This window comes from Vibrio sp. ZOR0018, assembly GCF_963865925.1.
GTDB classification, from domain to species: Bacteria; Pseudomonadota; Gammaproteobacteria; order Enterobacterales; family Vibrionaceae; genus Vibrio; species Vibrio anguillarum.
On record NZ_CAWMCN010000044.1, the window covers coordinates 372 to 19,559 of the forward strand.

At 43.7% G+C, this 19,188-nt stretch carries 16 protein-coding genes, 1 other RNA gene and 1 pseudogene; 8 read left to right on the forward strand and 10 right to left on the reverse strand.

What is annotated here, in order from left to right; genetic code table 11:
• Positions 1 to 40: 40 nt before the first annotated feature.
• The 5 genes from AACR75_RS01200 to leuA all read right to left on the reverse strand — a co-directional run bounded on the left by AACR75_RS01200 (position 41) and on the right by leuA (position 5,749).
• The gene (locus tag AACR75_RS01200; protein WP_013856007.1) at positions 41 to 826 is read right to left on the reverse strand and encodes a DUF547 domain-containing protein; all 786 of its coding nucleotides are present in this window, start codon (positions 824 to 826) and stop codon (positions 41 to 43) included.
• Between the two features lie 112 nt (positions 827 to 938).
• Positions 939 to 1,541, reverse strand: coding sequence for a 3-isopropylmalate dehydratase small subunit (gene leuD / locus AACR75_RS01205; protein WP_017042706.1), 603 nt, complete (start codon positions 1,539 to 1,541; stop codon positions 939 to 941).
• A 14-nt stretch (positions 1,542 to 1,555) separates the two neighbouring features.
• A complete protein-coding gene (gene leuC / locus AACR75_RS01210) occupies positions 1,556 to 2,977 on the reverse strand; it encodes a 3-isopropylmalate dehydratase large subunit (protein ID WP_047691479.1) in 1,422 nt (473 codons plus the stop codon).
• A 59-nt stretch (positions 2,978 to 3,036) separates the two neighbouring features.
• A complete protein-coding gene (gene leuB / locus AACR75_RS01215) occupies positions 3,037 to 4,128 on the reverse strand; it encodes a 3-isopropylmalate dehydrogenase (RefSeq protein WP_019282467.1) in 1,092 nt (363 codons plus the stop codon).
• A 73-nt stretch (positions 4,129 to 4,201) separates the two neighbouring features.
• Complete coding sequence (gene leuA, locus AACR75_RS01220) at positions 4,202 to 5,749, reverse strand: 2-isopropylmalate synthase (RefSeq protein ID WP_013856011.1); 1,548 nt, start codon at positions 5,747 to 5,749, stop codon at positions 4,202 to 4,204.
• Positions 5,750 to 6,208: 459 nt separating this feature from the next.
• Here leuA and AACR75_RS01225 point away from each other — a divergent pair, with 459 nt between their 5' ends.
• The 6 genes and pseudogenes from AACR75_RS01225 to ilvN all read left to right on the forward strand — a co-directional run bounded on the left by AACR75_RS01225 (position 6,209) and on the right by ilvN (position 13,761).
• Positions 6,209 to 6,742 carry a phosphatase PAP2 family protein gene (locus AACR75_RS01225; protein ID WP_047691481.1) on the forward strand — a complete coding sequence of 178 codons (534 nt, stop codon included), beginning with the start codon at positions 6,209 to 6,211 and terminating at the stop codon, positions 6,740 to 6,742.
• Positions 6,739 to 7,785: pseudogene (locus AACR75_RS01230) on the forward strand (MJ1255/VC2487 family glycosyltransferase). Before AACR75_RS01225 ends, AACR75_RS01230 begins: the two are co-directional and overlap by 4 nt.
• Before the next feature lie 343 nt (positions 7,786 to 8,128).
• Positions 8,129 to 9,088, forward strand: coding sequence for a transcriptional regulator LeuO (gene leuO, locus AACR75_RS01235; protein WP_047691484.1), 960 nt, complete (start codon positions 8,129 to 8,131; stop codon positions 9,086 to 9,088).
• Positions 9,089 to 9,285: 197 nt separating this feature from the next.
• Positions 9,286 to 11,094, forward strand: a complete 1,809-nt coding sequence (locus tag AACR75_RS01240) for an AMP-dependent synthetase/ligase (protein ID WP_026028312.1) — start codon at positions 9,286 to 9,288, stop codon at positions 11,092 to 11,094.
• A gap of 431 nt (positions 11,095 to 11,525) precedes the next feature.
• Positions 11,526 to 13,265, forward strand: a complete 1,740-nt coding sequence (locus AACR75_RS01245; protein WP_013856017.1) for an acetolactate synthase 3 large subunit — start codon at positions 11,526 to 11,528, stop codon at positions 13,263 to 13,265.
• Between the two features lies 1 nt (position 13,266).
• Positions 13,267 to 13,761: an acetolactate synthase small subunit gene (ilvN, locus tag AACR75_RS01250; RefSeq protein WP_010319822.1), complete on the forward strand. Its 495-nt coding sequence runs from the start codon at positions 13,267 to 13,269 to the stop codon at positions 13,759 to 13,761.
• 82 nt (positions 13,762 to 13,843) lie between these two features.
• Here the strand turns inward: ilvN and serA are convergent, their stop codons facing one another.
• The 5 genes from serA to AACR75_RS01275 form a co-directional block, all read right to left on the reverse strand.
• Positions 13,844 to 15,073, reverse strand: a complete 1,230-nt coding sequence (gene serA, locus AACR75_RS01255) for a phosphoglycerate dehydrogenase (protein WP_026028313.1) — start codon at positions 15,071 to 15,073, stop codon at positions 13,844 to 13,846.
• A gap of 263 nt (positions 15,074 to 15,336) precedes the next feature.
• Positions 15,337 to 15,993, reverse strand: a complete 657-nt coding sequence (rpiA, locus tag AACR75_RS01260) for a ribose-5-phosphate isomerase RpiA (RefSeq protein ID WP_010319820.1) — start codon at positions 15,991 to 15,993, stop codon at positions 15,337 to 15,339.
• Between the two features lie 64 nt (positions 15,994 to 16,057).
• Positions 16,058 to 16,648, reverse strand: coding sequence for a 5-formyltetrahydrofolate cyclo-ligase (locus AACR75_RS01265; RefSeq protein WP_047691486.1), 591 nt, complete (start codon positions 16,646 to 16,648; stop codon positions 16,058 to 16,060).
• Between the two features lie 2 nt (positions 16,649 to 16,650).
• Positions 16,651 to 16,835, reverse strand: a non-coding RNA gene (ssrS, locus tag AACR75_RS01270) — 6S RNA.
• A gap of 20 nt (positions 16,836 to 16,855) precedes the next feature.
• Complete coding sequence (locus AACR75_RS01275; protein WP_010319818.1) at positions 16,856 to 17,164, reverse strand: cell division protein ZapA; 309 nt, start codon at positions 17,162 to 17,164, stop codon at positions 16,856 to 16,858.
• A 243-nt stretch (positions 17,165 to 17,407) separates the two neighbouring features.
• Between AACR75_RS01275 and AACR75_RS01280 the strand changes: the two genes are divergently transcribed.
• The gene (locus AACR75_RS01280) at positions 17,408 to 17,983 is read left to right on the forward strand and encodes a YecA/YgfB family protein (protein ID WP_017046479.1); all 576 of its coding nucleotides are present in this window, start codon (positions 17,408 to 17,410) and stop codon (positions 17,981 to 17,983) included.
• Positions 17,984 to 17,995: 12 nt separating this feature from the next.
• Positions 17,996 to 19,177 (forward strand): 2-octaprenyl-6-methoxyphenyl hydroxylase, encoded by a 1,182-nt coding sequence (ubiH, locus tag AACR75_RS01285; protein ID WP_026028706.1) that lies wholly within the window; start codon positions 17,996 to 17,998, stop codon positions 19,175 to 19,177.
• Positions 19,178 to 19,188 lie beyond the last annotated feature (11 nt).

Below are 19,188 nucleotides of genomic sequence, written 5' to 3' on the forward strand. Positions count from 1 at the left end.
TCTGAATTACGAACCTCAGCAGAAATGCTGAGGTTTTTTTCTATCTATTCGTATCATTCAATGTCCAATCATAGTGATAGCTGATACTCTTTTTCTCGCTTTTTAGTGCCTTGTTGTACTGCACTAAGTGCTCAAATAATTGCTGTTTCGTTCCAAAATCTTCAGCAAACCAGTCATAAATAGAAGACAGAACCCATTTATCATTGGTGACCTTTACTCCTTTTTCGCTATTGATAAACTCAGTGGCTGATTTCTCCAGTAATAATTCAGTATTTTCTGCTGTGAAAGCCTGCTTTTGTAAGTTTGGGCAGCCAAGGCTTGCGCAGTTGACCGCATAATGGGTTCGAGGATCTTTCCAAATGGGTCTTAAAATTCGATGTTCAATATCATTGAGAGTCAGCTCTTTTTGATTGATGGTAATGATCTTTTGTTCCCAAGGGCCAAATGAGAAAAATCCTCCCAGTTTAGTGATGGATGGTATTGGATAATGATCGACGATTAAGTTAACTGTTAAGGCATTATATAAGTTGACCCAGTAAGCATATTGTTCCAGCTTTGCATACTCTCTTGGATCAAGGGCTGATAATTGTGAAATATAGAGCTCTAATTGCTCTTTATCTTTTGAGTTGACCCTTTGATAATCGAAGAGGTTGTTGTGATTTTCTTGGATTAGATAAGTATCAAGTGTTGTCTGCCAAATTTGATGTGAAATGGCTTGTGTATTTTCTTCATTACTAGAGTTCCAATAATCCCATAGTTGTGATTTAGGAGCAGAAAATACATTCGTTGACCCGAGTGTCAAACATAGCGTTAATAGATATTTCATCGTTTACCTCTCATCTCATAGGTTATATGACCTAGGTAGGGATTGATAAATTTCAGATAAAATAAAAGGTTGGTGCATCTACACCAACCTCTGGAAATTAAATCGATACTCGCTATTTCAAAAAGCTAGGAATTTTTGTTTCATAATCAGCGATTTTATCTTCGTGCTGTAGCGTCAAACCGATATTGTCTAATCCATTAAGTAAGCAATGGCGACGAAATTCATCAATTTCAAATGAGTATGTTTTTCCATTGGCTTTAACTTCCATTCGTTCAAGATCTACAGTTAGTTGAGCCCCTTCATTTCCTTCAACAAATTGGAATATTTCATCAACTTCTTGCTCTGTAAGACGGACTGGAACCATTTGGTTATTGATTGAGTTACCATAAAAAATATCCGCAAAACTGGGTGCAATCATGGCTTTGATGCCGTAATCCGCTAAAGCCCAAGGGGCATGTTCTCGTGAAGAACCACACCCAAAGTTTTCACGAGCAAGTAGAATGCTCGCTCCTTCATAGCGAGGTTTATTCATGACAAAATTTGGATTAGGTTGTTGACCTGCATCATCTAGAAAACGCCAATCATGAAAAAGGTGTTTGCCAAAACCAGTGCGATTTACTTTCTGTAAAAATTGCTTAGGGATAATGGCATCTGTATCGACGTTCGCTGCATCAAGAGGAACGACCAAACCTGTGTGCTGTTTAAAACCTGACATTGGTGATCCCCTGTTTAGTTGAGTGTTGAAGAATGAATATTACGGATATCGACAAAGTGTCCAGCGATGGCGGCGGCGGCGGCCATTGCAGGACTGACTAAATGTGTGCGGCCATCTCGACCTTGGCGGCCTTCAAAATTGCGGTTGGATGTTGATGCACAGCGTTCACCTGCACCGAGCCTGTCATTGTTCATAGCCAAGCACATTGAACAGCCCGGCAAGCGCCATTCAAAACCCGCTTCAATAAATATTTTATCCAAGCCTTCCGCTTCCGCTTGCGCTTTAACTTGCTCTGAACCTGGAACAATCAATGCTTGAACGTGTGGTGCGACTTTTTTACCTTTCGCGATTTGAGCTGCTGCTCGCATATCTTCAATGCGAGAGTTTGTGCAAGAACCGACAAAAACTTTATCCACTTTGTAGTCTGATAAGGATTTACCCGCTTCAAGTCCCATATACGCCAGTGCTTTTTCTGCTGATGCTTTTTCGACAGGATCAGTAAAGCTATCGGGAGATGGAATGGTTTCGTCGACAGCAATTACTTGGCCTGGGTTTGTGCCCCACGTTACTTGTGGTTTGATGTCCGCGGCATTTAGGGTAACGACTGCATCGAATTTAGCATTATCATCGGTTTTTAGCGTTGCCCAGTACTTAATGGCGGCTTCTAAATCGCTTCCTTGAGGAGAAAACTTGCGACCTTTAATGTAGTCGAAAGTAGTCTGATCAGGGGCGATAAGACCGGCTTTTGCTCCAAGCTCAATCGCCATATTACATACCGTCATACGACCTTCCATTGAGAGATCAGTAATCGCTTCACCACAAAACTCAACGACATAGCCTGTACCACCGGCCGCCGTTGTTTTACCTATAATGGCTAGCACGATATCTTTAGCGGTGATGCCTGGAGCGACTTTGCCTGTCACCTCGATTTTCATCGTTTTCGCGCGAGCTTGTTTCAATGTTTGGGTTGCAAGTACGTGCTCAACTTCTGATGTACCGATGCCAAACGCTAACGAGCCAAATGCGCCATGTGTTGCTGTGTGTGAGTCACCGCAGACAATGGTCATACCGGGAAGAGTAATACCTAATTCTGGCCCCATGACATGAACGATGCCTTGGTATTTATGACTTAAGTCGTAGAGTGTTACGCCAAACTCAGCACAGTTCTTGGACAATGTTTCCATTTGGATTCGAGCCATCTCACCCGAGGCATTAATGTCTTTTGTGGTGGTTGAAACGTTATGGTCCATGGTAGCGAATGTTTTACTCGTCTGACGAACTTTACGTCCCTTTTCGCGTAAACCATCAAATGCTTGCGGTGATGTCACTTCATGAACGAGATGACGATCGATATAAAGGATGGGGGTTTCCCCTTCAGCTGACACCGCAATGTGGGCATCATAAATTTTTTCGTATAAGGTTTTTGCTTGCGACATTGCTTCTTCCTTGAGCTCTTTGAGCTTTATAAAGGACTAGGCGAGCCTAGTCCTACTAATTATGAGTTTAAAATATAGCTGGCAATTTTATCGCCCATTTCAGAGGTTGAAAGTGCCGCTTTACCACTGGCAAGATCTGCGGTGAGTTCGCCTGCGGTAAGCGCTTTTGATACGGCATTTTCGATAGCTTGAGCGGCACTTTCTTCGCCTAAGCTATAACGTAGCATTAAAGCGGCGGAAAGAATTTGTGCTACTGGGTTAGCGATGTTCTTTCCTGCGATATCAGGTGCAGAGCCACCTGCTGGCTCATAGAGACCGAAATTGCTTTCATTAAGGCTAGCGGAAGGTAGCATGCCCATTGAGCCTGTGATCATGGCGCATTCATCGGAAATGATGTCACCAAAAATATTAGAGCACAGCATGACATCAAATTGAGAGGGATCTTTAATGAGCTGCATAGTGGCATTATCGATATAAATGTGTGAAAGCTCGACGTCCGGATAATCTTTTGCGATCTCTTCCACGACCTCACGCCATAAGATAGAGCTTTGTAATACATTCGCTTTATCGACTGAGCATACTTTTTTACGACGTAATCGTGCGGACTCAAACGCTATTTTTGCAATGCGTTCGATTTCGTAGCGGTGGTAAACTTCGGTATCAAATGCTTTTTCATTTGCCCCTTCGCCTTCTCGTCCTTTGGGTTGGCCAAAATAAATACCACCAGTCAATTCCCGAACAACCACAATATCGAAGCCACGATCGGAGATATCGGATCGTAAAGGAGAAAAGCTTTCTAAGCCGGAGTGAATTTGAGCAGGACGCAAGTTACAAAACAGTTGAAAATGTTTGCGAAGCGGTAGGAGTGCGCCGCGTTCTGGTTGGTCGTTGGGTGGTAAATGCTCCCATTTAGGACCGCCTACGGAACCAAACAATACGGCGTCTGCTTCTTCACATCCTTTAATGGTGCTTTCAGGCAGCGGGCAACCGTGGTTATCAATCGCAATCCCGCCGACATCATGTTCTTCTCTGGCAAACCGGATAGCATGTTTTTTTTCAATCGCATCCAATACCTTGTGTGCTTGTTGCATTACTTCTGGGCCGATACCATCACCTGCAAGAACGGCAATTTTGTATGTTTTGTCTGTCATGTTAGTCCTTTACTATTTTTATATTTGCTTGCCCCAGTGAGCTCTAAAGACTGAAAGCTCTAATCTAGGTACGTTAAACGGTTGCCACTTTCTTTTGTTTAATTTCTGCAATTTGATCGGCACGATGAATGCTATTGATCACGTGCAATAAGGCTTGTCCTGATGCTTCGACAATATCCGTAGAGACGCCTGTACCGTGATATTTTCGCCCTTTGTAGTTGGCAATAATATCGGCTTGCCCGAGTCCATCTTCACCTTCGCCCTTGGCGGTAAGGTCAAATTTATCCAATACGATCTCATAGCCAGTTAGACGGTAAATACATTGGTAAAGCGCATCGACAGGGCCATTACCAACGGCAGCTTCACATTTTTCTTCATCACCACAAAGCAATTTAATGCTGGTGGTCGCCATAACACTGCCTGATTGAACACTCAAATAGTTCAATTTGTAGAAATCGTCTTCATCACGCAGATTTGAAAAGTGCATCAACGCTTCTAAGTCATAGTCAAACACTTGGCCTTTACGATCTGCCAATTTTAAGAAATCTTCATACAAGGCATTGAGGTTGTATTCGTTTTCATTGTAACCCATGCTATCCATATGGCTTTTTACTGCGGCGCGGCCACTGCGGCTCGTTAAGTTCAGCGCTTGGTTTTTTAGGCCAATTGACTCTGGAGTCATGATTTCGTAAGTGTTTTTGTTTTTCAACATGCCATCTTGATGAATGCCTGACGAGTGGCTAAATGCGTTGGCACCGACAATCGCTTTGTTACTTTGAATCGGCATATTGCACAGTTGGCTAACCAACTTACTGGTGCGGTGGATCTCATCATGCTTTAAACCAGTATGTACGCCGAGGAATTCTTGACGAGTTTTGATGATCATCGCGATCTCTTCCAGTGAACAGTTACCAGCGCGCTCACCAATACCGTTGATGGTGCCTTCTATTTGCCTTGCGCCAGCCTGTACAGCGGCAATCGAGTTTGCGACTGACATTCCCAAGTCATCGTGGCAATGAACGGAAATAATGGCTTTATCTATGTTAGGGACTCGCTCAAACAGCATCTGAATAATGCCACCAAATTCGCTAGGAACAGTATAACCGACCGTGTCCGGAATATTGATGGTCTTAGCTCCGGCATTAATTGCGGCTTCGACCATTCTACAGAGATTATCAATAGGCGTTCGGCCCGCATCTTCACAGGAAAATTCGACGTCATCGGTGTAGTTACGGGCGTGTTTCACCGCACTGACTGCCATCTCGAGCACATCATCATAACTGCGGCGCAATTTATCTTGCACATGAATGGTTGAGGTTGAAATAAACGTATGGATACGAAAAGCATCGGCGACTTTCAGAGCTTCGGCTGCTGCATCAATATCTTTTGCTACCGCGCGAGAAAGCGCGCAGACGCGGCTGTTTTTAATGTGTTTGGCAATCGTTTTGACCGATTCAAAATCACCTGGGGAGGAAACTGGAAAACCTGCTTCAATAACATCAACACCAAGGCGCTCTAATGCGTAAGCAATCTGCAGTTTTTCTTTAACGGTTAAGCTTGCTGACAAAGCTTGTTCGCCATCACGTAATGTGGTGTCGAATATAATGACTTGATTATTCATGTTTGCTCCCTTGCACCGATGGTTAATCGTTTACTTCCTAAATATAGTTATAAAAAAACCCGCATCTCAGTGCGGGCTCTTGTCATCTTGTGTGGTGTTTTTCTTCCACAACCTACCCGCGCGAATGGTTCACGATAAGGAGCAGGCCCAGCAGGATAGAAAAACGGATAGTCATTCGTAACATTCCACAAGATTAAGTTAACAAATTAGTACCGTACTCGACTTAACTCGTCAACCATTAAGTTGTTTTTTTATTCATATCGGATCAGTTTTAGTCAAAAGCGGTAAAAATGAGCAGAATTGGTAGAGAGGATCACTTTTTGTAGCACGGAATGTTTTCACGCAAGAACGTTTGTCATCGGTTAAATTCATTCATTCTCCAACAAACAGTCACGTATTTGTCATTTTAAACTTCTACGTTTAGAGCGTAAGTGGTTTATGGAATGACAGGAGTCGCTCATGCGTGCCATCGGACAAATTGTTAAGTTTGACGTAGCGTTTTCGCTATTTTGTTTACAGCATCGTTTTAATCAGCCTGTAGCGCAGATCAGCAAAGCTATTTCCCATACTGGGGATGGGCATTTGTACGCGTTGATTGGTGCGTTAGCTTGGTATTTAGACCCGCTTAATGGCCAGCTATTCTTAATGGCTGGACTGGCCGCTTTCGCGATTGAACTCCCTATTTATTGGGGATTGAAAAATAGCTTTCAGCGTCGTCGCCCTGAAGAGTTTTCTCCTTCATTCATTGCCTTTATTACCCCTTCGGATCGCTACAGTTTGCCCTCTGGTCATACGGCTGCAGGGTTTGTTATGGCGACATTAATTGGCCACTTCTATCCTCATAGCGATGCTTTTGTCTTGGTTTGGGCTGGCTTAATTGGCGTATCTCGCATCCTACTTGGGGTTCACTTCTTGACGGATATCGTGATTGGCGCGCTGCTTGGTGTAAGCAGCGCAAGATTTGCTTTGTGGTTGCTGGAGAGAGGCTTTTGAAAATTCTGTATGGTGTCCAAGGCACCGGAAATGGCCATATTGCTCGTTCACGAGTGATGAGTGAAGCGTTGAGAGAAGCCAAAATTGATGTGCAATTTCTCTTTTCTGGACGTGAAAAAGAGAAATACTTTTCGATGGAAAGTTTCGGTGATTACCAAACTCGGCGCGGTTTTACTTTTGAAACTGAACAGGGACACGTAAATTACGTTAAAACGGCGCTAAATAATAATTTGCTGACTTTCGTGAGTGAGACAAAAAACCTCGATTTGTCTCCGTATGATTTGGTCATTAATGACTTTGAACCAGTATCGGCATGGGCGGCTAAACAGCAAGGTATTCCGTGTATTGGGATAAGTCATCAAAATGCATTTCGTTATAATGTGCCTTTGAAAGGGGCAAGTTGGCTGGATAAACAGATTATTCAACAGTTTGCGCCTGCCAACTACCACGTCGGTTTACATTGGTATCATTTTGATCAACCGATCCTTCCTCCGATTATCTATCGTTCAGAGCAGCATACGTCTAGCGAGCATTTCATTTTGGTCTATCTTCCATTTGAGCATGTTGATGATATTCTTGAGTTGCTTTTTCGTTTTTAAAATCAAGCATTTATTTGTTATCACCCTTCCTTAATGGAAGCGCAATCCGTTGAAAATGTTGAGCTGCGTCCCTTATGTCATACCCATTTTCAATATCACTTGCATTGCTGCGATGGCGTGATTGCTAATGGTGGCTTTGAATTACCATCAGAAGCACTTTCATTGGGTAAAAAGCTGCTACTTAAGCCACTATCGGGTCAATTTGAGCAGCAAAGTAACGTTGCCACTCTTGAGAATCTCGGGCTTGCTGCATCTATGGAGTTTTTGGACCCGTCGGAGTTACGCCGTTGGTTGGATGAAAAACAGGTCGAGCGCGTTGTCTATCCTAATGTAGCGAAAGCCTTGGTTGAATGGGTACAAAATGGCAAATGGGATAATCATAAAGAGCTGAGCCAGTCTTTATGGCGACAGGTTGATTTCCCTAGTTATGTGTCATTTAGCTAATATTGACGAAATGCTTTTAATTTTGACGTAATTAATTTATTTGGTGAATGTATTAAGGTGAAGGCTTGTTATTCATCACTTGATTCAATGTTTTGAATAAAATGCATAAATTTTTCTGTTTTATGGTTTTTTATAAAAATACATCGTACTGATAAATAAGGACAATCTTTTTGTTTGGATAAAAAAAACTGATATTTTATCAATCTTGTTGCCAATCGATAAATGCTTAGCAGATAGTAGCCTCCACCCAGTTGTGTCTGGGTAAATATAATAAATGGCAGGTTATCTATTCTAAAAAATTACTTTTACGGTATTGACGATAACAACAAGAGGCGTCCCAAAAATGTTAGATAAAAAAGATGCAATGAGCGCTATTGCTAGTTACCGCATGGAAAGCACATTACGTGGTGTAGATTTAAACCTGCTGACGGTTTTTGATGCAGTAATGCAAGAGCAAAATATTACCCGTGCCGCTCATAATTTGGGTATGTCTCAGCCAGCAGTCAGCAATGCTGTAGCGCGTTTGAAGGTAATGTTTAATGATGAACTGTTTATGCGACAAGGGCGAGGTATTCAACCTACTCAACGCGCACGTCAACTGTTCGGTCCGATGCGTCAAGCACTGCAATTAATCCGTAATGAATTGCCAAGTTCGGTGTTTTCTCCTGAAACATCAACCCGCTTATTTAAATTAGCGATTTGCAGTCCTTGTGATATGCGTTTCGCGCCGAAAATTATGTCATCAGTTCATGAACAAGCGCCTTTGGTCCAACTTCATCTTGATGCGGAATTTAACCGTTTGTTAGCCGAGCGTATGCGTTACCAAGAGATCGATTTTGTGATTGATTACGCGCGTTTTGATGAACAAGGGTTCTCCAGTACGGAAATTTTCCAAGATGAATTAGTGGTGGTGGCATCTAAGTCTCATCCACGCATCAATGGCTCTATTAACGCTGATAGCCTAACAGTTGAAAAGCATGCGAAGTTATCTCGCATCCATGGGCAACGTAGCTTTTCTGAGCAAGCATACCGCGAATTAGACTGTGTTCCTTATTATGAAGGGACCAGTTTGAGCAACGTGCTTTATGTGGTCGGACAATCTGAGTTGGTGACGATTGCCCCTCGTTGGATGGTTGAGAATGCGGCTAACCGAGATCAGTTACAAATCCTCGATTTCCCATTTGCAAATGGTCAAATCAGTGGTTATCTCAGTTGGCATGAGTCTAGTGAAAAAGACAAAGGCCATATTTGGCTGCGTGATCAGTTAATGATGATTTGCGGCGAAGTTGTTGCATTAAACTAACGTGTACCCGTTAGTTTGTACTGTGATCTAAACTTAGTGATACTCCTCTTTGAGCCTTGAATTGGTTATATCCATTCAGGGCTTTTTTGTCTGTAGAATTAATTGATAACTTTGACATCCGTCAGTTGCCTTTTTTGCTTCTAAATGTACACTTGTGCGCTCAAAAAGCTTACATGTGTAAGCTACAGGTAAAAAAGATGCCCAATTTAAATTTCCATATCGTAAAAAGAATTCGTGAACAGATTGTCAAAGGTGGCGAGTGCATTGCTCTAAAACACAAAATAGAGAAAGAGTGGCATGGGATCAGCTGGAAGCAATTTGGTCAACGTATCGATGCGATGTCACTTGCACTTTTAACGCAAGGTATAAAAATCCAAGATAAAGTCGGGATTTTTTCGAATAACATGCCGCAGTGGACAATAGCTGACTTGGCTACTTTGCAGTTAAGAGCCGTTACGGTACCTATTTATCCAACTAATACGCCAGCGCAGGCCAGTTATATTATTCAAGATGCTGATGTCAAAGTGCTCTTGGTCGGTGAACAGGCACAATACGATGCGGCACTGGATTTTTTTGATGAGTGCGAACAGCTTGAATTAATTGTCGCCATGAGTGATGGCATTGATCTAAAAAGTTTTCAACATGGCATCCATTGGCAGACTTTTATTGAACAAAATACAGATGGCCAGCAAGCGGAATTAGAGTCTCGCCTTGAACAGGCGAATATGGATGATCTGCTGACGCTCATCTATACCTCAGGCACCACAGGTCAACCTAAAGGCGTGATGCTTGATTACCGTAATATTGGCGCTCAGCTTGAAGGGCATGATGAGCGGTTAAACATCTCTAAGGATGATGTGTCACTCTGTTTTTTACCATTGTCACACGTGTTTGAACGGGCGTGGACTTTTTACATTCTTTACAGCGGTGCAACTAACTGTTATTTGCAGGATACGATGCAAGTACGTGATGCATTGAGTGAGCTAAAGCCAACGGTAATGTGTGCCGTTCCTCGCTTCTACGAGAAAATTTTCTCCGCTATTCACGAAAAAGTCTCGAAAGCGCCGTTGCATCGAAAAGTGCTATTTACTTGGGCGGTCAATATGGGGGCTAAGATGGCTCTTTGTCACCAAGAAAAGCGCCAACCATCCTTCATGCTGAAAAAGAGTTACGCGTTAGCGGATAAAATCGTGTTGTCTAAATTGCGTGCATTGCTTGGTGGGCGGATTAATTTCATGCCTTGCGGTGGCGCGAAATTAGATGAAACCATCGGCCGATTTTTCCATGCCATTGGCATTAACGTGAAGTTGGGTTATGGCATGACGGAAACCACAGCAACGGTTTCTTGTTGGGATGACCGGTGTTTTAATCCTGATTCAATAGGCATGTCGATGCCAGGAGCTCAGGTCAAAATCGGTGACAACAATGAAATTCTTGTTCGCGGACCAATGGTTATGCGCGGCTACTATAAAATGGCAGAAGAAACGGCGTTAGCATTCGATGAACAAGGTTTTCTCAAAACAGGAGATGCTGGACACATTGATGAGCAAGGTAATGTCTTCATTACTGATCGTATCAAAGAGCTGATGAAAACCTCCGGTGGTAAATACATTGCGCCACAAGTTATTGAGGGAGCGATTGGTAAAGATCACTTTATTGAACAGATTGCGGTGATTGCTGACACACGTAAATTTGTATCGGCTTTAATTGTACCTTGTTATGACAGCTTGGAGGTTTACGCCAAAGAGCTCAACATCAAATATCATGACAGATTAGATCTTATCAAGAACAACCAAGTGGTTGAGATGCTGGAAAAACGAGTCAATGATTTGCAAAAAGAGCTAGCCAAATTTGAGCAGGTGAAAAAGTTTAAATTATTACCTAAGGCTTTTTCAATGGACAAAGGTGAGCTGACGCCGACTCAGAAACTGCGTAGAAAAGTCATTAGTGATCGTTACCAAGATGAAATCGAGGAAATGTACAAAGAAAAGACTAAAGGTGAGTAAGATTATCTTAAGATAGTTTTTTCATTGTTTAAAAATCCTCCACTTGCTTTTCAGATAAAGCGTGGGGGATTTTTTATATTACGACGGAAGTTAAACCTCGCTTCCTCATAACGCTACATTGCTGCATGGTAATATTTTTTGCTTTATTTTTGCTAATTACTCATGGATTGAGCTGTTTTTAATACCAGTTTTACGATAGTTACCTAATAAAATTCCATTTAACCAAACATTTGCCAAAGTGTGCGCTATTTGGCGTTCGACCCGATGATAAGAAAGAGTTACAGTTGTTGCGTTACCTTGTTTTTTGTTATGACAAAAGCAAGACATAGCCGAAAGTGGAAAGTTTTCGAATTAGGCTACAAATAAGCCCTAAACTATGTAAAACCAGGCCCATTGACTGACCATGTGTTGGGTACTGGTAAGGAGAAAAAATGGCAACGCAATCCAATCAACAGATGTTATCTGGCGCAGAGATGGTGGTTCAATCTCTGATCGAAGAAGGTGTAGAGCAAATATTTGGATACCCAGGTGGTTCCGTTCTTGATATTTACGATGCGCTGCACGCAAAAACCGACCAAATTAAACATGTCCTTGTTCGCCACGAGCAAGCGGCCACGCACATGGCAGATGGCTATGCTCGAGCAACCGGAAAAACGGGTGTGGTACTTGTTTGTTCTGGCCCAGGGGCGACGAATACCGTCACAGGGATTGCTACCGCTTACATGGACTCAATTCCAATGATTGTTATTTCAGGCAACGTGCCAAATAACCTCATTGGTAACGATGCGTTTCAAGAATGTGACATCGTTGGGGTTTCTCGTCCGATCGTCAAACACAGTTTTCTTGTAAAAAAAGCTGAAGATATTCCTGAAACCATTAAGAAAGCCTTTTATATTGCCTCAACAGGGCGCCCGGGGCCGGTCGTGATCGATCTGCCTAAAGATGTGATGAATCCTCAGATCAAACTCCCTTACACGTATCCTGAGTCGATCAAACTGCGCTCATACAACCCAACTACTTCTGGTCATAAAGGGCAAATTAAAAAGGCGCTAAAAGCGTTGTTAGAAGCCAAAAAACCCGTATTGTACATTGGTGGTGGCGCTGTTATTTCAGGCGCAGATCAGCACATTTTACAACTGGCTGAAACGCTCAATTTACCCGTAGTCAGCACGTTAATGGGGCTTGGTGCTTTCCCTGGGACGCATAAAAATGCGTTAGGCATGCTTGGAATGCATGGCATGTATGAAGCCAATATGGCGATGCACAATGCGGATTTGATTTTCGGTATTGGCGTGCGTTTTGATGACCGTACAACCAATAATCTAGAAAAGTATTGCCCGAACGCTAAGATCATGCACATTGACATTGATCCTTCGTCGATCTCTAAAAATGTGCCAGTCGATCTACCGATAGTGGGATCAGCCGAACAAGTACTGGAAACTATGCTGCAATTGCTCTCTGAGCAAGGTGGTTGTAATGATTCGCAGGCGCTTGAACTATGGTGGCAAGATATCCAAAGCTGGCGCGACCGCCAATGCCTAGCTTATGAGAAATCCAGCGAACGCATTAAGCCGCAGCAAGTGATTGAAACTTTGCATAAACTGACTAATGGAGACGCATATGTGGCCTCCGATGTTGGTCAGCACCAAATGTTCGCCGCACTTTATTATCCATTCAATAAGCCTCGTCGTTGGATCAACTCTGGCGGTTTGGGCACCATGGGGTTTGGTTTACCCGCTGGAATGGGGGTTAAATTTGCCATGCCAGAAGAAGAGGTAGTGATTGTCACTGGGGATGGCAGTATTCAAATGAATATCCAAGAGCTTTCCACTGCGTTGCAATATGATATTCCAGTGAAAATTATTAACTTAAACAACCGTTTTCTTGGCATGGTAAAACAGTGGCAAGATATTATTTACCAAGGACGCCACTCTAATTCTTATATGAGTTCTGTTCCCGATTTTGCAGCAATTGCAGAAGCTTATGGCCACGTTGGCATCCGTATCTCACAGCCTGATGAACTTGAAGCCGGGCTTAAAAAAGCACTCGATATGAAAGATCGATTGGTTTTTGTTGATATTAATGTGGATGAAACGGAGCACGTCTACCCAATGCAAATTAAAGGCGAAGGGATGGACAAAATGTGGTTAAGTAAAACGGAGAGAACATAATATGAGACACATTATTTCAATATTAATGGAAAACCAATCGGGTGCTTTGTCTCGCGTTGTTGGTCTATTTTCTCAACGTGGTTATAACATTGAATCACTAACGGTTTCACCAACCGATGATGCAACATTATCACGCTTAAACATCACTACTAAGACCGATGAAATGCAACTTGAACAAATTCAAAAGCAACTGCATAAGTTGATTGATGTGCTTAAAGTGCAAGAAGTGTCAGAGTGCGAACACATTGAACGTGAGCTGATGATGGTGAAAGTCAAAGCTAGCGGTTTTGCGCGTGCCGAAGTGAAACGTACGGCTGATATTTTCCGTGGGCAGATCGTGGATGTCACTGCGGCGCAATATACTGTGCAGCTTGCCGGAACCAGCGAAAAACTCGATGCCTTTATTCAAGCGTTGTCGGAAGTCACTGAAGTAATCGAAGTCGCGCGAAGTGGCGTGGTAGGTATTGCTCGCGGGGAGCGAGCGCTTAAAGCTTAATTTACCGAGCTCCCTATCGAAATAAGGAAGGCCACATTTTATGTGGCCTTTTTGTCGTTTGGTGCTTTTACTAGAGAAGTGCTTAGTGAAGAATACGCGCACGAATGGTGCCGCTGATGCTTTTCAGCTTAGTAAGAGCTTCCGCAGAGCGAGCGGTTTCTACGTCAATCACTACATAACCGATATCCGCTGACGTTTGTAAATATTGAGCGGCGATATTGATCCCTTCTTCGGCGAAGATGGTGTTGATTTGTGTCAGAATACCCGGACGGTTTTCGTGAATATGCAGTAAACGCGAACTATCACGGTGAATTGGCAGTGATACTTCAGGGAAGTTCACGCTTGATAAGGTTGAGCCGTTATCTGAATATTTTGCCAACTTACCGGCTACTTCAATACCGATATTTTCTTGTGCTTCTTGAGTTGAGCCACCAATGTGCGGTGTCAGAATGACATTATCAAAATGCATCAGTGGGGATTCAAAAGGTTCAGAGTTTGTGGCGGGTTCTTCTGGAAATACATCTATTGCCGCGCCAGCTAGATGGTTTGATGCCAATGCATCGCAGAGTGCGGGAATGTCGACTACCGTTCCGCGTGCTGCGTTGATAAAGATAGAGCCAGGCTTCATGCGTGCAAACTCTTCTTTACCCATCATATTTTTAGTATCTGGAGTTTCAGGCACATGCAGAGAAATGACATCACATTTATTCAGTAGCTCACTCATGGTATGTATTTGCGTTGCATTACCGAGTGAGAGTTTGTTTTCTATGTCATAGAAATAGACTTGCATACCGAGGTTTTCGGCAATGATACCGAGCTGGGTGCCAATGTGGCCATAGCCAATAATACCTAAGCGTTTACCGCGAGCCTCATAAGAGTTATCAGCACTTTTTTTCCAAATACCACGATGCGCCAATGCATTTTTTTCAGGAATCCCACGCAGTAGTAGCAGTGTTTGGCCTAAAACGAGTTCAGCAACACTGCGAGTATTCGAAAATGGTGCATTAAAGACAGGAATACCGCGTTTTGCGGCTGCATTCAGGTCAACTTGGTTGGTGCCAATGCAGAAGCAGCCGATAGCAACTAACTTCTCTGCCGCGTTGATTACCGCTTCAGTCAAATTGGTGCGCGAACGAATTCCGATGAAGTGAGCATCTTTCACCGCTTCGAGCAGTTGTTCATCACCCAGAGAACCTTTGTGATACTCAATATTGCTGTAACCGGCAGATTGCAGTACTTCAACCGTTGAAGGGTGTAGCCCTTCGAGGAGTAAGATTTTGATTTTGTCTTTTTCGAGTGAAACTTTGGCCATTATTCTCGTCCTTAAAAATGGGAAGGTGGGCAAACACGGCGCACATAAAGCAAAAGGGCTAATGTAAAGAGGAAGATTAACCATTTTGTTGGAAGACAAACGTTTTCCTTGTGCGTCTTCTGACCAATAAAGTAACAAACTTTTTTTGTTTTGGGTAAGAAAATTACGAAATAAGGCATGATTTTCTAGGGCATAGCGAAGAAAAACGGCACCCATGGGTGCCGTTTGTAATGAAATAACGGAAAGTAGCCTTATTTTGTGACTTACTCTTCGATTTTGGCACCATTTTCCGTGCCAGTGATGACGACATCAGCACCTCGGTGAGCGAATAAACCAACGGTTACTACGCCGACAATCCCATTAATTTTATCTTCTAATGCTTTGGCATCAGTAATTTTTAATCCGTGCACATCCAAGATAACGTTACCGTTATCCGTTATTACGCCATGGCGATAGGCTGGATCACCACCAAGTTTAACCAGTTGGCGTGCCACATAAGAGCGCGCCATTGGGATCACTTCAACTGGAAGTGGGAATTGACCTAGAACATCGACCGCTTTTGTGCCATCAACGATACAAATGAATTTATCCGCAATCGCGGCAACGATTTTTTCTCGAGTGAGCGCAGCGCCGCCGCCTTTGATCATATCGCGCGCAGGGTTGATTTCATCTGCGCCATCAACATAAATATCGAGTTGATCAACATCATTGCAGTCGAACACTTCAATACCTAGGCCTTTTAGCTTCTCTGTTGAGGCGATAGAACTTGAAACCGCACCCTTAATATCATCTTTAATCGAACCCAGTGCATCAATGAAGTGATTCACCGTTGAACCCGTACCCACACCAACGATGCTGCCTTTTTCTACATATTTGAGTGCGGCCCAGCCGGCGGCTTTTTTCATTTCATCTTGAGTCATGCCAATCTCCTGATATCGATTTATAGTGACGGTAATGTTGCGGGGCGATTATAGCCTCAATAATTTATGATTCCCATTGCCAGATTTGGCTTGGAGTCACTATTTGAGGTAAAGGTATATCCCATGCTTCGCTCGGCAGATGAGTCACTTGTTGGCAATCATGAGCTAAACCTATGGGTAGGGCACCTTTACCCGTTTTAAACCAAGTTTCTAACGTACGATCATAATAGCCGCCGCCCATCCCGAGCCTTTGCCCTGTTTGATCAAAGGCCACCAATGGTGTGCAGATGATATCTAGCTCATTTACTGGTTTGATCAATGTTTGGTTGAGCTTGGGTTCGGCAATGCCGTATTTATTTCGCGTCATTATGGTTTGAGCATCATAGCGCAAGAACAATAAATTCCCACTCGAGAAGGGGTGTAAAACGGGAAGATAGGTCTGTTTGCCTTGTTGCCATAACCACGCTATGAGCGGTTGTGTTTCAAGCTCACCATCGGTTGCCAAGTAGAGGGCAATGTGCTGACTCGTTAAAACTTCAGGCAGTGTTGAAAAACGAGAGACAAGTTCAATTGAAGCGTGTTTTTGCTGCGTAGGTGATAGCTGTTTACGCCGCTGGCGGATGACTTGACGAAGTGTGTGTCGAGTGTTTTGCATAAGGATACCCCAGAGTGCCGTTGCGGATTTTGGCCCTTGAACCAGCTGGTTCAAGGCGGATCAGCAATGGTAACCGCAGGCTTCTCGGTACGAGCCGAGCTTGCTCAATAGCTACCAAGTACTAACCCTTTGGTGTTGCTTATCGGCTCAGGGACTTAAATCCGGCTGACAAACACTCTAGGGTAAATTTGGTTACGCTGGTAAAGACTACTGCTGTCCTAGCTTCACTTTACTGATGGCATCTTCAAGAGATGCAGCGAGCTGTTCCATGCGCTCGGTTAATTGATTTTGTTGGCCTAGGCTCTCATTGTTTTTGGTTTGCAATTCATAACAAATGTTGAGCGCAGCAATCGTGAGTAGCTTTACCTCATTGGTAACTTTAGTACGCTCTGCCATCTCTTTCAATCGGTTATCAAGATCTTGCGCCGCTTGGATTAAAGACTGCTCTTGTCCCGCAGGGCAATTCACACGAGTCAATTTTCCTAAAATTTCTACGTCTACCGCTTGATTACTCATGATGGATGAACTCTTATCGCGCTGTCTAAGATGGTGCCACTCACATGCCCATCGAGGTGGAAACTATAGGTAAAGCGGCCCTAAGATTCAAGCTTTTCAAAGCGAGCAGTAAAAAATGAGGGACTAAAAACACAGTTATTAGGCAAATTGAGTAAAAGCTACCCACAATTAACGCTTTGAGCATTTTCGCATTGGAAGCTAAGTGGTAGGATCGCGCTTATTTGATTTTATTACGAGCTTCCCATGAGCGAAAAAAAACTACCGGATTATCTTTCTCTTGCCACTGCCCTTCAATCTGCAGCACTTGCGGTTAACCCTGCTGAGTTGCATGGGTTGCTAACGGGTATGCTGGCCGGTGGTCTGGGCTTAAATGATAAGAGCTGGCAGCCACTTATTTTTGATTACACTAACGAAGGTATGGGTTGGCCAGATCGTCCGTTGACATTGGCTGAACAAGTACTCACCTTTACAATCGAAGAGCTCACTGGTAGCGGGATGGAGTTGTCACTACTGTTGCCAGATGAAGAGGCCAGTGCCAGTGTATTTGATTTGGCTGATGGCGTAGCCGACTGGGTAAATCACTTTATTTCTGGGCTTGGCTTGATTGGGGTTGTTTTGAAAAAAGCGTCCGCAGAGACTAAAGAGGCCTTGGCTGATCTAGAAGAAATTGCCAAGCTCGGTATCGATGAAGAGGATGACTTGGATGAGCAAGCTCAACTTTTGGAACACGTCATCGAGCATATAAAAGCTTGTGTGTTAACAATTCATGCTGAATTTGGTATCAAACCTCTACAAGAAACTCAGCCGACCGTGCATTAAAGAGAGATGACTGTGAAGCAATTTGATGTGATTATCGCTGGTGGGGCGATGGCCGGTGCAACACTGGCGTTGGCCTTAGATACGCTTTCTCAAGGAAAGCTTGCGATTGCTGTGGTCGAAGCGCATCCGCTGGATGATAAGCTCGCCCATCCTGGCTTTGACTCGCGTTCAATTGCTTTATCCTACGGTAGCGTACAAATTTTGCAAAATCTCTCCTTGTGGCAGTCGCTGCAAGAGGTCGCCACCCCAATTACACATATTCATGTGTCGGATCGGTCTCATATTGGGATGACCGATATCACTTGTCAGCAACTCGATTTAGAAGCATTAGGTTACGTGGTTGAATTAGCCGATGTTGGGCAGATTTACGCGCAAAAAATGCAGCAGAGCCCGCATATTGAGTTATTTTGCCCAAGCGCGGTTCAGCAAGTGGAACGCAGTATGGATAAGGTCACTGTCACCCTTAACGATCAACGAACGATCCAAGCTAAGTTATTGGTCGCAGCTGATGGGGCGATATCGACCTGCTGCGAGCAAATCGGCCTCATCCAACAAGAGCATGATTTTGAGCAGGTCGCGGTTATTGCTAACGTTGTGAGCTCAAAAGCTCACCAAGGACGAGCGTTTGAACGATTTACCGCCGATGGTCCTGTCGCGTTATTACCAATGAGTGATAATCGACTCTCTTTAGTTTGGTGTTTACCTCCCGCGAAAGCCGAGCGAGTTTTTTCACTCAGTGATGAGGGTTTTTTAGCACAGCTTCAAGATGCGTTTGGTTGGCGTTTAGGGCGAATGAATAAAGTGGGCACTCGTGCCTGCTATCCATTACAACTGCGTTATCGAGAGCAGAACATTTCACATCGTTTTGCCGTTGTGGGCAATGCCGCTCAGACATTACATCCGATTGCGGGACAAGGTTTTAACTTAGGTATTCGAGATGTGGCAAGCTTGGCGGATGAGCTTATCAAGCAGCAAGCCGATGTTGGCTGCTATCACGGCTTACAGGCTTTTTCCCAACGCCGAGAAGCGGATCGTGATGCCACCATTAAGCTGACATCATCCCTGGTGCATCTCTTTTCCAATGATTGGCTAACCACTCGTATTGGTCGCAATGTAGGCCTCATGATGATGGATAATTTACCGTGGCTGAAAATGCCGCTACTGCGCCGAACGCTTGGCGTAGTGAATAGATAAAAGGGTCTGTA